This window comes from Pseudomonas sp. SWRI179, assembly GCF_014268705.1.
In the GTDB taxonomy this organism is placed as follows: domain Bacteria; phylum Pseudomonadota; class Gammaproteobacteria; order Pseudomonadales; family Pseudomonadaceae; genus Aquipseudomonas; species Aquipseudomonas zanjanensis.
Map to the genome: position 1 here is coordinate 34,211 of NZ_JABWRA010000033.1, position 14,374 is coordinate 48,584.

Genomic DNA, 14,374 nt, shown 5'->3' on the forward strand with positions numbered 1-14,374 from the left:
AGTCGTTTGGGTGGCGGAGTCAAGGTTAGGAAGTTTGCAACTTTGCGCTGACGGCGTATCACCTGGGCCATTGCCCCTATCGTCATGTTTTTAAGACGGCAGAAACCACAAAACCCCTGGCTTTCTTGGAAAACCAGGGGTTTTGTGTGTATCGAATTTGGCGGTGAAGGAGAGATTCGAACTCTCGATACAGTTTCCTGTATACACACTTTCCAGGCGTGCTCCTTAAGCCACTCGGACACTTCACCGTATCTCGCTAAACTGTTCAGTCTGTCGAGGCGCGCTAATGTAGTCGAAAGCTTTTCCGATGGCAAAGGTTTTTTTCAGAATTTTCATGCGGTTAAGCTTCGTCGGGTATTCAAACGCGCCTGGGCAGGGCAAACCGGCCAATCTTCGGGGTTGCGTGGGTACTGCCCTATAGATGAAGGCGTGGCGGGATGGGCGGGCCAGGCTGTTTGCGAGGTTGGGGGCTGACCGGTGAGTCAGTCACGGCGCTTTACCTGGCCTTCGGCGGTGGGTAACGTCTGCGACACTTCTCTTACAAGGAATAGCGTCATGAGCGACTTGATTGCCTACCATCTCGAAGACGGTATCGCGACCCTGACCTTGAACAACGGCAAGGTCAATGCCATCTCGCCGGATGTGATTGCCGCGTTCAACGCAGCGCTGGACCAGGCGACGGCGGATCGGGCGGTGGTGATCATTACCGGGCAGCCGGGGATTTTGTCGGGTGGTTACGACTTGAAAGTGATGACTGCCGGTCCCAAGGAAGCGGTGAGCCTGGTCACGGCCGGCTCGACACTGGCCCGTCGCCTGCTGTCGCACCCCTTCCCTGTCGTTGTCGCTTGCCCTGGGCATGCGGTAGCCAAGGGCGCGTTCCTGCTGCTGTCGGCGGATTACCGCATTGGTGTTGAAGGCCCGTTCAGCATTGGCCTGAACGAAGTGCAGATTGGCATGACCATGCACCATGCCGGTATTGAGCTGGCCCGCGATCGCCTGCGTAAGTCGGCGTTCCACCGTTCGGTGATCAATGCCGAGATGTTCAATCCCCAAGGCGCCGTGGATGCCGGTTTCCTCGACAAGGTGGTGTCGGCCGAAGAACTGCAGGGCGCAGCCCTGGAAGCAGCGCGTCAGCTGAAAAAAATCAACATGTCGGCCCACAAGAACACCAAGCTGAAAGTTCGCAAGGCGCTGCTGGAAACGCTGGACAGTGCGATTCTGCTGGATCAGGAGCATATGGGCTGACGCTCACAAATCACTCAAACATCATTGTGGCGAGGGAGCTTGCTCCCGCTCGGCTGCGCAGCAGTCGTAAAAAACTGCCAGCCGTTTTTCCTGATACACCGTGTGGAATGGTTTGGGGCTGCTGCGCAGCCCAGCGGGAGCAAGCTCCCTCGCCACGGATTTAAGCCCCTCCCCTAGCGTTGGGCTTTTTCCTACATGGGCCGCTTAAAAATCTCCAACCGCTCTAGGACGCTTCTGGCGCACTACTTAGAAACATGCGCTTAAACATCGTCCATTTCCTACCTCTATAGGGGCAATTGCTGAAAACAGTGCACGTCCGTACACTGCGCCACCTTTTGTCCCGATGGGGCCCTGTAGATGCTGTTTGTATTGCGTATGTTGTTGATGGGCCTGCACTTTGTCCTGGCGGGTGTGCTTGGGGTGATTCTGGGCCTGTGCCGGCCGTTCAATCCGGACAACAGTCGTTTATGCGCCAGGCTGTACGCGTTGCCGGCCATGTGCATTTTGCGCCTGCGGGTCCGGACGCAGGTCGACACGCTGGTGAATAAGCCCAACGGCTGCGTGATCATCGCCAATCACCAATCCAACTATGACCTGTTCATGTTCGGCAACGTGGTGCCGCGCCGTACCGTGTGCATCGGCAAGAAGAGCCTGAAGTGGGTGCCGCTGTTCGGGCAGTTGTTCTGGCTGGCGGGCAATGTGTTGATCGACCGCGGCAACGCGATCAAGGCGCGACAATCGATGCTGACCACCACTCATACGTTGCAGCATGAGGACACGTCGATCTGGGTCTTCCCGGAAGGCACGCGCAACCTGGGCGAGGACCTGCTGCCCTTCAAGAAAGGTGCATTCCAGATGGCGATCGCCGCTGGGGTCCCGATTATTCCGGTGTGCGTCAGCAGCTACATCAAGCACATGCGCCTCAATCGCTGGCGCAGTGCCGACATTCTCATACGCTCGTTGCCGGCGATTCCTACGGCCGGATTGAGCATGGATGACATGCCGCGGCTCATCGCCGAATGCCGCGAGCAGATGCGCGAATGCATCGCGACCATGGACCGGCAGTTGCAAGCCGCGTGAATGGAAAACCCGCCCTACGGCGGGTTTTCTTTTACCGCCGAACTCTGCAGATTTCACTGACTCTCAAGCAACAGGGCGCGTTAAGCTGAACGCTGCCTGCCACTGCCATTTTCCAATAAGAAGTGAACCACCATTATGGGTAGAGTCGTTGCCGCTGCGGTTTACAGCGCCGGTAAGAAAGTCACCAATATCACCCTCGACGAAGGCAGCGCCTGGGCTGCCAAACCGGGTCACTTTGTATGGATCGGTCTCGAAGAGCCCAGCACGCTGGAGCTGACCAACCTGCAGCGTCAATTCAACCTGCACGAACTGGCGATCGAAGACGCCATGGAGAAACACAGCCGCCCCAAGCTGGAGACCTTTGGTGATGCGCTGTTCATCGTCACGTATTCGCCGATACGCAAGGACGGCAAGCTGGAGTTCATCGAGACCCATATCTTTGCCGGCAAGGGCTACGTCATCACCGCTCGCAACGGCCATTCAGCGTCCTACGCCCACGTCCGACAGCGTTGTGAGGCACGTCCCCTCTTGCTGAAGCATGGGGAGGATTTTGTCCTCTACGCCATCCTTGATTTCGTGATTGAAAACTACCAGCCGGTAGGTGAAGCCATTCATGCCGAAATCGACGAGCTGGAACGTAACGTGTTGTGCAGCTCCCTGAACGAGCGGGATATCCAGAACCTGCACAGCTTGCGCCGCGACGTGTTGCGCCTGCGTCGCTATGCAGCCCCCATGGTGGAAATCAGCGAAGAGCTGCAGCGACTCGACTTCCCCTTCATCGACAAGAACATGGGCCCGTACTTTCGCGATGTGCAGATTCACGTGACGCGGCAAATGGAAGACCTGGCGACCCTGGCCGACATCGCCAGCCAGACCATTGAAGTCGGCGTGCTGCTCGAAGCGTCGCGCCAGAGCGTGGTGCAACGCAAGTTCGCCGCTTGGGCGGCGATCCTGGCGTTTCCCACGGCCGTGGCCGGGATCTATGGGATGAACTTCGAAAATATGCCGGAGTTGGCCTGGCACTATGGGTATTTTCTGGTGCTTGGATTTATCGGGGTGGGGTGCACCGCTTTGTGGGCGAGTTTCAAGCGGTCGGGGTGGTTGTAGGCGAGCATCATCCGGTGGGATTTGTGTGGCGTCCATCGCGAGCAGGCTCGCTCCCACATTAAGTCCTGCTCGGCGTGTGACCTTTAGGCTTGGCTGGTTTCAACCTGCGGCTTGTGAGCCACAAAACGCATCATCCACTCCGCCACTGTGGTGCCGTGGTGCTCATGGGCCAGGCTTGCCACGCCCTGGCTGTAGATCTGCTCGCCGAGGTGTTGCTGGCGAATCTCCAGCAAGGCCCGGGAGTAATCGTGGATGAACTCCGGGTGGCCCTGGAAGCACAGCACCTGGTCGTTGATGTGGTAGGCGGCGAAGGGGCAGAAATCGCTGGAGGCGATGACGGTCGCGCTTTCGGGCAGTTCGGTGACCTGGTCCTGATGGCTGATCAGCAAGGTCAGTTCTTCCATCACCGGGCTCATCCACGGCGCCTTGGCCGCGAGTTTGTAGCGATGGGTGCCAACGCCCCAGCCTTGGGTAGCGCGCTCGGTCTTGCCGCCCAGCAACAACGCCAACAGTTGATGACCGAAGCACACACCGAGCAATTTGTCGCCGCGCTGGTAGCGCTCCAGCAGGTAGGTCTTGAGGGTTTGAATCCAAGGGTCGGTGCCAAAGGAGTCCGCCTTGCTGCCGGTCACCAGGTAAGCATCGAACGCCTCGTCATCGCTGGGGTAATGCCCCTCCATCACGTTGTACACGATGAATTCGGCCGCGATGGGCTGCTGTGAAAAAAGCCGCTGGAACATCTGCCCGTAACCCTGATATTGGTCGACCAGTTCAGGACGCAGGATATCGGTTTCCAGAATGCAGATGCGTAGCGACATAAAAAATACCTGACACGTGATGGGAATATTGCACACCCCAGAGCCTGCCTTGAAACACGGTCCCAAGGCAAGCCCCTTCCCTGGTTTGTCAGAACAGTTCGTGCCGGGCGGCTTTCTCCAACAACAAGGCCGGCGGTGAGAAGCGTTCGCCGTATTGCTCGGCCAGGTACTGGGCACGACCGATAAAGTCCGGCAGGCCGTATTGGTTGATGAATTGCAGCGCACCACCGGTCCAGGCCGCAAAGCCGATGCCAAGGATCGAGCCGACGTTGGCGTCGGCCGTCGAGGTCAGTACGCCCTCCTCCACGCAGCGCACGGTTTCTAGGGCCTGGATGAACAGCAGGCGATCCCGGATATCCTGCGGGGAAATCTGCCCGTCGACTTTCTCGAAGCGGCTCTTTAGCTGTGGCCAAAGATACTTTTGTCCAGTGGCCGGGTATTCGTAGAAGCCGGCGCCAGCGGCCTTGCCCGGACGCTTGTATTCGTTGAGCAGCAAATCAATCACGGCGAACGCAGGGTGCTCAGTCGGCGTTTTCCCTTCTGCACGCAGGTCCTTGGCGGTTTGCGTGCGGATATGGCTCATCAGGCCGAGGGAAACTTCGTCAGAGATCGCCAGAGGCCCGACCGGCATCCCGGCCTTGCGCGCTTCGGTTTCGATCATCGGCGCGCGCACGCCCTCGCCGAGCATGGCGATGCCTTCACTGGTAAAGGTGCCGAATACCCGCGACGTGAAGAAACCGCGACTGTCGTTGACCACAATCGGCGTCTTGTTGATCTGCAGGACAAAATCGAAACCCCGGGCCAGGGTCGCGTCACTGGTATGAGCGCCCCTGATGATCTCTACCAGGGGCATTTTTTCCACTGGGCTGAAGAAGTGCAGGCCGATGAACTTCGTCGGGTCCGGCACGGCCATGGCCAGGCCGGTGATAGGCAAGGTCGAGGTGTTGGAAGCGATCACCGCATCATCTCCCGCCACTGCCTGGGCGGCGGCCGACACGCTGGCTTTCAGGGCTCGATCTTCAAATACCGCTTCGATGATCAGGTCGCAACCGGCCAGGTCCGCGTTGCTGTCGGTGGGGTGAATCCGCGCCAGCGTGGCTTCGCGCTGCTCGGCAGTGAGTTGTCCGCGGGCGACCTTTTTATCCAGCAACGCCGCCGAACGGGCCTTGCCCTTCTCGGCTGCCGCCAGATCGACATCTTTCAGCACCACCGCAATGCCAGCCGCGGCACTAACGTAAGCAATACCTGCCCCCATCATGCCCGCACCGAGCACGCCGACTTTTTTCGTCAGATATGGCGCCAAACCTTGTGGGCGAGAGCCGCCGGCCTTGATCTCGTTGAGCTGGAACCAGAAGGTGCCGATCAGGTTCTTTGCCACCTGGCTGGTGGTCAGTTCGGTGAAGTAGCGGGTTTCGATCAGGTGGGCCGTGTCGAAATCCACCTGGGCGCCCTCCACCGCGGCGCAGAGGATCTTCTCCGGTGCCGGCAGGCAGCCCTGGGTCTTGTTGCGCAGGATCGAGGGGGCGATTGCCAACATTTGCGCGACTTTCGGGTCGGACGGCGTGCCGCCCGGCAGCCGATAGCCCTTTGCGTCCCAGGGTTGCACGGCGCTGGGGTTGGCGAGAATCCAGGCCCGGGCCTTGGCCAGCAGTTCGTCACGATCCTTCGCCAGCTCATCGATCAAACCTGCCTGCAGCGCTTGTTGCGCATTGACCTTCTTGCCCTCGAGCAGGTAGGGCAAGGCCTTTTCCAAGCCGAGCAGGCGCACCATCCGCACCACCCCGCCGCCGCCCGGCAACAGGCCGAGGGTAACTTCCGGCAAGCCGAGCCGCACCGATGGCAGGTCCAGCGCCACACGACGATGGCAGGCCAGGCAGATCTCCCAACCACCGCCAAGGGCCGCGCCATTGATAGCCGCCACCACGGGCTTGCCCAGGGTTTCCAAGGCACGCAACTGTGCCTTGAGCAGCAGGACCATTTCATAAAAAGCCTTGGCCTCGGGCTTGCCGACCTTGACCAACTCGTTGAGGTCACCACCGGCAAAAAACGTGTGCTTGGCCGAGGTGATGATCACACCGGCAATCGAGTCCTTTTCAGCTTTCAAACGGGTGACGCAAGCGGCCATGGCCTCGCGGTAGCGCGCGTTCATGGTGTTGGCGCTCTGGCCCGGCATGTCCAGGGTCAGGACGACGATCCGGTCCTGGCCGGTTTCGTAACGGATGGCATCGGTCATGAAAGGTGTTCCTTGAAGTCGGGCTCAGAGGCGTTCGATGACGGTGGCAATGCCCATGCCGCCGCCGACACAGAGGGTCGCCAGGCCATAGCGCAGGCGACGCGCTTCCAACTCGTCGAGCAACGTGCCCAGGACTGCGCAGCCGGTGGCTCCCAAGGGATGTCCCAGGGCGATGGAGCCACCGTTGACGTTGACCTTGGCGGGATCGATGGCCATGTCCCGGATGAATTTGAGCACCACCGAGGCGAAGGCTTCGTTGACTTCGAACAGGTCGATGTCCTCCACCCGCAGCCCGGCCTTGGCCAGGGCCTTGCGGGTGGCCGGTGCCGGGCCGGTGAGCATGATGGTCGGGTCGGTGCTGGTGACGGCCGTGGCGACGATTCGCGCCCGTGGTTGCAGGCCCATGGTGCGCCCCTTGGCTTCGGAACCGATCAACATCAGCGCCGCACCGTCGACGATGCCGGAACTGTTGCCCGGCGTGTGCACATGATTGATTCGCTCGACATGGCTATACACCCGCAGCGCCGTGCCATCGAAGCCCATCTGGCCCATGGCTTCGAAACTCGGCTTGAGCTTGCCCAGGCCGTCGAGCGTGGAGTCGGCGCGGATGAATTCGTCGTGGTCCAGCAGCACGATGCCATTCTGGTCCCGCACGGCAACCAGGGATTTATCGAACGAACCGTCAGCCCGGGCGCGCGCGGCTTTTTGCTGGGAATGCAGTGCATAACCGTCGACATCCTCGCGGCTGAAGCCTTCCAGGGTGGCGATCAAGTCCGCACCGATGCCCTGGGGAATGAAGTGGCCGTGCAGGTTTGACTGTGGATCCAGCGCCCACGCACCGCCATCGCTGCCCATGGGCACCCGGGACATGGACTCGACGCCGCCGGCCACCACCAGGTCTTCGAACCCGGAACGCACTTTCATGGCCGCCAGGTTCACCGCTTCCAGGCCCGAGGCGCAAAACCGATTGAGTTGCACGCCGGCCACGCTGACATCCCAATCGGCCACCAGCGCAGCCGTCTTGGCGATATCGGCGCCCTGCTCGCCCACCGGCGTCACGCAACCGAGCACGATGTCGTCGACCTGGCTGGTGTCCAGGTCCATACGTTGCTGCAAGGCACTGAGCAGGCCGCCCATCAGGTTCACCGGCTTGACGCTGTGCAAGGCACCATCGGCCTTACCCTTTCCGCGAGGCGTGCGTAATGCGTCGAAAATCAAAGCTTGGGTCATGACCATCCTCGAAACCACGGGCGTAATGCGATGCCTCAACCATAAGCCCAGCGGCGCCGGATTCAATGACCACAGCGCTCAATGACATTGACGACCACGCTCAGACGAACGGTAGCGAGCTATCGGGTTAACCGTTTCAGGAGGGCAAGCTGTCTAGCAAAAGGCCCAGCAGGAAGGTGGCAATCCGCCTCATATCATTTTTATAGCCACGAGCTAAAAGCTGATACGAATTGGATCTAAGCCAAGGCGGCCGCGGCCCCTAATGTAATCCTTGTACAAGTAAGTCGTCGGGTTTTGCCGAGGCGCTTGTCGGAACAGGAAGTGCACCACCAGCCGTCATGGATATGCAGGCTGGTTTTTAGGAAATAACAAAAAAGGCGGGTCAGCCATGTTCAAACAATCGAAAGTTCGCCAAGCCGGACTCATTCTCTTTGCCACGACGCTGCTGTTGATTTTGCCGAATATCACCAAGGTGATTGGCTGAAACCCTGCGCGTGGGCACCTGCATCATCCAATGCGTTGTATCGCCAAAAAATGTGATGGGTTCACTGTTCGAGCTGCGATGGCTGTGCCAACCTTCGCGGCTCCCCTCGACATGGAAGGCGACCGATTTGAAAGCTCTCATTGTGTTCGGGGCGTTGCTGCTCAGCTCGCCCCTTTATGCCGCGCAACTGGTGCTGGAGTTGGGCGCGAGCACGCGCACCTGGCAAACCGAAGAACTGCTCAAGCACCCGGATGCGCGGACGGTCCAGATTGCCGAGGACGTTTCCTACAAGAAACCCATGAGTTATCGAGCCGTGCCACTGACTTCACTCCTGACGGGTATCCAGCCGGACGACCATCTGCAAGCCGTTGCCCTGGACGGCTTCGCTGCCGAAATGCCCGCGGCGCCACTCCTCGGCAAGAGCGGAGCCCGTGCCTGGCTGGCGATCGAGGACCCGGCCAAGCCTTGGCCGTCGCTGGGGGAAGGCAAGTCCAGCGCCGGGCCTTTTTATCTGGTCTGGACCGATCCGCAGGCGGGTCACATCAGCCCGGAGCAATGGCCCTACGCGGTGGCGAGCATCAAGCGCCTGTCGGCCGTGGCTGAGCGCTTCCCGGCCCTGCTGCCGGCGCCCAACCTGGCCAAGGACGACCCGGTCAATAAAGGTTTCGAGCTGTTTCAGAAAAACTGCCTGGCGTGTCATCGGCTCAATGGCGCCGGCGATGCGCAGTTCGGTCCTGACCTGAACGTTCCGTTCAACCCCACCGAATACTTCTCCGGGGATTTCCTCAAGCGCTACATCCGCGACCCCCAAGGCCTGCGACGCTGGCCACAGGGAAAAATGCCCGGGTTCTCCACAGCGGTGCTGCCGGACACAGAGCTGGATTTGCTGGTGGGTTATTTGAAGCATATGGCGGGACGCAAGCAGCCATCGGCCCCGTGAGATCGCTTTTTTGTGGCGAGGGAGCTTGCTCCCGCTGGGCTGCGTAGCAGCCCCTTATAAAGCTTGCGAGCGCTTCGCACTCGAGCGGGAGCAAGCTCCCTCGCCACAGAAGCTCGCTCATTAGATGATCATTGTTGTTGCACCGTGATCACCGGCGCCGCTGTCACCACCAGCTTGGCGTGCATCTGCTCGCAACCGCCGCCGCGTCGCATGCCTCGCACCGGGCAGGCGTCCAGGTAATCCAGGCCCACGGCCAGTTTCAGGTGCCGCTCCGGACGGGCCAGTTGGTTGGTCACGTCAAAGCTGTACCAGGCGTCGTCCAGCCAGGCTTCTGCCCAGGCATGGCTCGCCAGGTGTTCGCTTTCTTCGCTGAACAGATACCCCGACACATAACGCGCCGGCACGCCCAGGCTACGCGCGCAGGCCAGGAAAGCGTGGGTATGGTCCTGGCACACCCCGCTACGACCGGCAAAAGCCTGGGCCGCGCTGGTCTCGATTGCCGTCGTGCCAGGGGAATAGATCATGTGCTGGTTCAGCCCCAGCATCAGGTCGATCAGCGCCGTGCGATCGCGACGCTGCTGGCATTGCTGCGCGGCGAAGGTTCGGAGAGCCTCGTCCGCCTCGGTCAGCCGGGTGAAACGCAGGAACGGCAGCGCCGACTGGCTTTCATGTTCGGCTTCGCGCGACGGATCGATATCCACCTGCCCGCGGGCGCCGATGATCACCGTTTCGTGGGGCTCATCCAGGGTCAGTACGTGCAGGATGTTTCCGAACGGATCCAGTTGCGCCCGCACTGGCCGTGGCAAATCAAGCTGCCAGCTCAGCACGTGCTGGCGTTCGCTGTCGTGGGGAGTCAGGCGCAGATATTGGATGCTGGCGCGAACCTGGTCTTCATAGTGGTAGGCCGTTTCGTGGCTGATCGAGAGTCTCATATGACCTCCAGGTAGGAACTGTGAATGGCATTGCCCAGTTCACGGACCAGTGGGATGAATTCGGTGAGCCAGGCATGCAGGCCCCCGTCGAGGATTTCGTTGATGCCGGTGTAGCGCAGGCGTGCGTCCATTTCCGCCGCCAGCCGTTGTGCCTGCCGGCCGTTGGTGCCCGGCAGGCTGGCGAGGATCTGGTTGATTTCTTCGGTGCAGGCGCGCAGCGAGCGCGGCACGTCGGCGCGCAACAGCAGCAACTCCGCCACATGGCGAGCGCCCGGGGCCTCACGGTAGATCTCGGTGTAGGCCTCGAAGGACGACAAGGCCCGCAACAAGGCGCTCCATTGGTAGTACGCGTGGGCCGTGCCATCGCTGACCGCGTCGGCCTGGTCACCGGCCATTTCGTAGCGCGCATCGAGCAAGCGCAGGGTGTTGTCGGCCCGTTCGATAAAGGTCCCCAGGCGAATGAACCGGAACGCGTCGTTACGCATGATGGTGCCGTAGGTTGCGCCGCGAAACAGGTGCGAGCGCTCCTTGATCCACTCGCAGAAACGGCTCATGCCGTAGCGATTCAAGCCTTGCTCGGCGATACCGCGAATTTCCAGCCAAGTGGCATTGATGTTTTCCCACATGTCGGCGGTGATTCGCCCACGTACCGCGTGGGCACTGGCTCGCGCGGAGCCCAGGCAACTGTAGATGCTGGCCGGGTTGGCCGCTTCCAGGGCAAAGAAATGCAGCAGGCGCTCGGCGTGCAGATCGCCGTGTCGCTCCCGGTAATCGTCCAGCGTGCCGGTGATCAGCAATGGCATGGCCAGCTCGTGCAGGCCGTCGCCACGCCCGTCCTGGGGCATCAACGACAACGAATAGCTCACGTCGAGCATCCGCGCGAGGTTTTCCGCCCGCTCCAGGTAGCGCGACATCCAGTACAGGTCCGAGGCGGTTCTACTCAGCATGGCAGCTCCTCAATCCTCGACCACCCAGGTGTCCTTGGTACCACCGCCCTGGGATGAGTTCACCACCAGGGAGCCCTCGCGCAGCGCCACCCGTGTCAGCCCGCCAGGGACCACGCGGGTCTCGCGGCCGGCCAGCACGAACGGACGCAAGTCGATGTGGCGCGGGGCGATGCCATTTTCGACAAAGGTCGGGCAGGTCGAGAGCGACAACGTCGGCTGGGCGATGTAGGCGTGTGGCTTGGCCTTGATCCGCTCGCGAAAGGCATCGATCTGCGCCGTGGTCGCGGCTGGCCCCACCAGCATCCCATAACCGCCGGAACCCTGGGTTTCCTTGACCACCAGGTCGGGAAGGTTCGCCAGTACGTGGGAAAGTTCAGCGGGATTACGGCACTGCCAGGTAGGAACGTTCTTCAGGATCGGCTCTTCGTCCAGGTAAAAACGGATCATGTCGGTGGCGAACGGGTACACCGATTTGTCGTCCGCTACACCTGTGCCGATGGCATTGGCCAGCACCACGTTGCCGGAACGGTAGGAGGACAACAGACCCGGTACGCCGAGCATCGAATCCGGATTGAAGGCCAGGGGATCGAGGAACGCATCGTCGAGGCGACGGTAGATCACATCAACCGCTTTCGGGCCGTCGGTGGTGCGCATGAACACTTTGTCATCCCGTACGAACAGGTCGGCGCCTTCCACCAATTCCACGCCCATTTCCCGGGCGAGGAACGCGTGCTCGAAGAACGCGCTGTTGAAACGCCCCGGCGTCAGCACCACGACGCTGGGGTCGTCCAGTGGGCTGGAGCTTTTCAGGGTGTCGAGCAGCAGGTTCGGATAATGGTCAATGGGGGCGATGCGCTGGGCGGCGAACAGTTCGGGAAACAGGCGCATCATCATCTTGCGGTCTTCGAGCATGTAGCTGACACCGCTGGGCGTACGAAGATTGTCTTCGAGCACGTAGTACGTACCGTCACCGTCGCGCACCAGATCGACACCACAAATGTGCGCATAGATGTCACGGTGCAGGTCCAGCCCCTGCATCGCCAGTTGGTATTGCTCGTTGGCCAGCACCTGCTCGGCGGGAATGATGCCGGCGCGGATGATCCGTTGTTCGTGGTAGAGGTCGGCCAGGAACATGTTCAGCGCCTTGACCCGCTGGATGCAGCCGCGCTCCACCACCCGCCATTCGCTGGCCGGAATGCTGCGCGGGATCGTGTCGAACGGAATCAGGCGCTCGGTCCCCTGCTCGTCGCCGTACAGCGTGAACGTAATGCCGGCACGATGAAACAACAGGTCGGCTTCGCGCCTGCGTTGCGCCAGCAACTCGTCAGGCGTGTCGGCCAACCAGCGGGCAAACGCCTGGTAGTGCGGCCGGACCTGGCCGTCGGCGTCATACATTTCATCAAAACCGCTGCGGATCATGCCGTACTCCTTGTCACCCTGGCAGCAAGCTTCGCAAGCCCCGTGCCATCGGCATAAACGCTTTATGATCAACGGGTTGGATTCTCCACTTACAGGTCGCGCACTTTTATGGTGCGGCAAATCCCCCCAACCCGCTGCCCCCCGCTTCATTGCGACGCAGGGGCGTCGCTTTCATGAGCATAGTCGACTCTTTGACGGTGGTTGGCTGTGCCATCGCCATCGCGAGCAGGCTCGCTCCCACAAGGGATCCGTGGTGAATGCAGATTTTGTGACTGCTTGAGCTCAACTGTGGGAGCGAGCCTGCTCGCGATAGCGGTGGGTCAGATGCGCACATGAAAACGGCCGACACAAAGGTCAGCCGTTGCTGTGGTTGCAGTAAGTGATTGTCAGGCCTGCAGGCGCCGGATCTCTTGCTTGACGCCCCACCCTTCGATCACACCACCCAAAGGTTCGACGACGGCCTCGAAGTCTTGCTCGAAGTCGCCAATATCATCGTAAGTGGCGTACATCACCCGGCTCAGTTCCAATGACCAAGCCCCGTCGTCCCGTGCACTGATCTGCGCGTTCAACGACTCTCCCCGAAAATGACCTGCCGCCCTGCGCGCCCGCTCCTCGTCCGGGAAAATGGCGTAGAACTCAATGGGATGGAATCGGGAAAAATCGAAACCGCCTTCTTTCATGCGGCGCAATACGCTGGTGCTGATGTCTTCTTGATAGGCTGTGCTCATGAAACGTCCTCCTAAAACCGATGGATAGACTTTCCGTCTTCCCGTGCGTGAAGCCCGTAGGCTGCAAGCGATACGGCATCAAATGACCGTCGGGACACAAGCATGTAGCTGACAAGACCGGACCTTGGCGATCCTTTCGCTGATCTCAATTGCAGAGTAGCCGCAAGTGATGGCCACTGCCAAGCGAGACCAGGCAAGGTTTCATGAAATTGGTGTAATGCTGACGATTTCGATACTGTTCTGGGACTTGAGATTCTTGACCGTCGGGTCTTCGGTGCGGTTCTCCAAGTCGTTCATATCCAGCTTGTTGAGCACTGGAAGCAACCTTTCGCGAATCAGTTGGGCAGCCTGCTCCATGGTGGGCTTCTGGTCATAGTCGAACTGCTCGACGGTGGTTTCACCGTGATCGTCAATGAAAGTGATTTCCCACTTTTGCATCAGTGTCTCCTTGATCAATTCAGGACCTGGCTTACCTCTATCTCGACATTGGCGATGGGACAATCGTTCCGCTGGATGCTCGGACGGCACACATGAAAAGACCGCCTTGGGGGCGGTCTTTTCATCAGCGAATACTGTTTATTTTTCAGCGCGCTCTTTCAACGCTTTTAATGTATTGAACGGCGCATCCACCACGAACTTGTTGGCCACCATGGACGGTACGCTACCACCCGGCTCGGTATGGACCTGATAGATCACTTCGACCTGGTCCGCGCCCTTGGGGGTGAACGTCCAGAAACCGTCGACCTTGGTCACACGCACAAAACCCTTCTCCTCAGGCAAGTACTCAGGTAGGCCCTTGAGCTTACGGGTCAGGCTGCCATCGGCGCCCTCCTCGGTCGTGACTTCCAGCACCGAGTCCCGGGGCGTTACCGGCCATGGCGTATTGAACTGGGTGTACGTCCAGCTCTGACTGCCTTCGTGCTTGAGCAGTTTCTGGCTCTTGCACTCATGAATCCAAGCGCAGGCGCCCGCAACGTCCTCTTGCAAGCTGCGCAGCTTGGCCATGGAGGTTTTCATCACTGTCACGCCGCGATAAGCCTTGTACTCGGAGCCCGCTACTTCACTGAGGGAAACCTTGATGCCGTCCTTCTCCTTGGCAACCTGCCAGTCTTCTGCCTGAGCGGTGGCCGTTGCCAGCAACACGGTCAACCCACACAACACAGCCATACGATGCAGCGAACCCATAGTGTTTTCCTTATTGTCCAAGTTCG

General features: G+C 60.1%; 13 protein-coding genes and 1 tRNA gene. 4 read left to right on the forward strand and 10 right to left on the reverse strand.

Annotated features, from left to right (window positions below; all coding sequences use genetic code 11):
* Positions 1–158: 158 nt before the first annotated feature.
* Positions 159–248, reverse strand: a tRNA-Ser gene (locus tag HU767_RS18700).
* Between the two features lie 307 nt (positions 249–555).
* Here HU767_RS18700 and HU767_RS18705 point away from each other — a divergent pair.
* The 3 genes from HU767_RS18705 (at position 556) to HU767_RS18715 (ending at position 3,432) form a co-directional block, all read left to right on the forward strand.
* Positions 556–1,245, forward strand: coding sequence for a crotonase/enoyl-CoA hydratase family protein (locus HU767_RS18705; RefSeq protein WP_053180884.1), 690 nt, complete (start codon positions 556–558; stop codon positions 1,243–1,245).
* 357 nt (positions 1,246–1,602) lie between these two features.
* Positions 1,603–2,325, forward strand: coding sequence for a 1-acylglycerol-3-phosphate O-acyltransferase (locus tag HU767_RS18710; RefSeq protein ID WP_186730193.1), 723 nt, complete (start codon positions 1,603–1,605; stop codon positions 2,323–2,325).
* A gap of 135 nt (positions 2,326–2,460) precedes the next feature.
* Positions 2,461–3,432 (forward strand): magnesium and cobalt transport protein CorA, encoded by a 972-nt coding sequence (locus tag HU767_RS18715; protein WP_186707231.1) that lies wholly within the window; start codon positions 2,461–2,463, stop codon positions 3,430–3,432.
* 83 nt (positions 3,433–3,515) lie between these two features.
* Here the strand turns inward: HU767_RS18715 and HU767_RS18720 are convergent, their stop codons facing one another.
* From HU767_RS18720 to HU767_RS18730, 3 genes are all read right to left on the reverse strand, one after another.
* Positions 3,516–4,250 carry an amidotransferase gene (locus HU767_RS18720; RefSeq protein WP_186707230.1) on the reverse strand — a complete coding sequence of 245 codons (735 nt, stop codon included), beginning with the start codon at positions 4,248–4,250 and terminating at the stop codon, positions 3,516–3,518.
* 88 nt (positions 4,251–4,338) lie between these two features.
* Positions 4,339–6,483, reverse strand: a complete 2,145-nt coding sequence (locus HU767_RS18725; protein WP_186730194.1) for a 3-hydroxyacyl-CoA dehydrogenase NAD-binding domain-containing protein — start codon at positions 6,481–6,483, stop codon at positions 4,339–4,341.
* 24 nt (positions 6,484–6,507) lie between these two features.
* On the reverse strand, positions 6,508–7,713 hold the full coding sequence (locus HU767_RS18730) for an acetyl-CoA C-acetyltransferase (RefSeq protein ID WP_186730195.1): 1,206 nt from the start codon (positions 7,711–7,713) through the stop codon (positions 6,508–6,510).
* A 611-nt stretch (positions 7,714–8,324) separates the two neighbouring features.
* Between HU767_RS18730 and HU767_RS18735 the strand changes: the two genes are divergently transcribed.
* Positions 8,325–9,137: a cytochrome c gene (locus tag HU767_RS18735; protein WP_186730196.1), complete on the forward strand. Its 813-nt coding sequence runs from the start codon at positions 8,325–8,327 to the stop codon at positions 9,135–9,137.
* Positions 9,138–9,265: 128 nt separating this feature from the next.
* On the opposite strand, the gene HU767_RS18740 is transcribed toward HU767_RS18735, so the two are convergent.
* From HU767_RS18740 to HU767_RS18765, 6 genes are all read right to left on the reverse strand, one after another.
* The gene (locus HU767_RS18740; RefSeq protein WP_186730197.1) at positions 9,266–10,069 is read right to left on the reverse strand and encodes a transglutaminase family protein; all 804 of its coding nucleotides are present in this window, start codon (positions 10,067–10,069) and stop codon (positions 9,266–9,268) included.
* Entirely contained in the window at positions 10,066–11,016 is a 951-nt protein-coding gene (locus HU767_RS18745; protein ID WP_186707225.1) for an alpha-E domain-containing protein, read from the reverse strand. Before HU767_RS18745 ends, HU767_RS18740 begins: the two co-directional genes overlap by 4 nt.
* 9 nt (positions 11,017–11,025) lie before the next feature.
* The gene (locus HU767_RS18750; protein WP_186730198.1) at positions 11,026–12,435 is read right to left on the reverse strand and encodes a circularly permuted type 2 ATP-grasp protein; all 1,410 of its coding nucleotides are present in this window, start codon (positions 12,433–12,435) and stop codon (positions 11,026–11,028) included.
* Positions 12,436–12,821: 386 nt separating this feature from the next.
* Positions 12,822–13,163: a ribonuclease E inhibitor RraB gene (locus tag HU767_RS18755; protein WP_003179463.1), complete on the reverse strand. Its 342-nt coding sequence runs from the start codon at positions 13,161–13,163 to the stop codon at positions 12,822–12,824.
* Between the two features lie 201 nt (positions 13,164–13,364).
* A complete protein-coding gene (locus tag HU767_RS18760) occupies positions 13,365–13,601 on the reverse strand; it encodes a hypothetical protein (protein WP_186730199.1) in 237 nt (78 codons plus the stop codon).
* A gap of 138 nt (positions 13,602–13,739) precedes the next feature.
* On the reverse strand, positions 13,740–14,348 hold the full coding sequence (locus tag HU767_RS18765) for an START domain-containing protein (RefSeq protein WP_186730200.1): 609 nt from the start codon (positions 14,346–14,348) through the stop codon (positions 13,740–13,742).
* Positions 14,349–14,374: the final 26 nt, after the last annotated feature.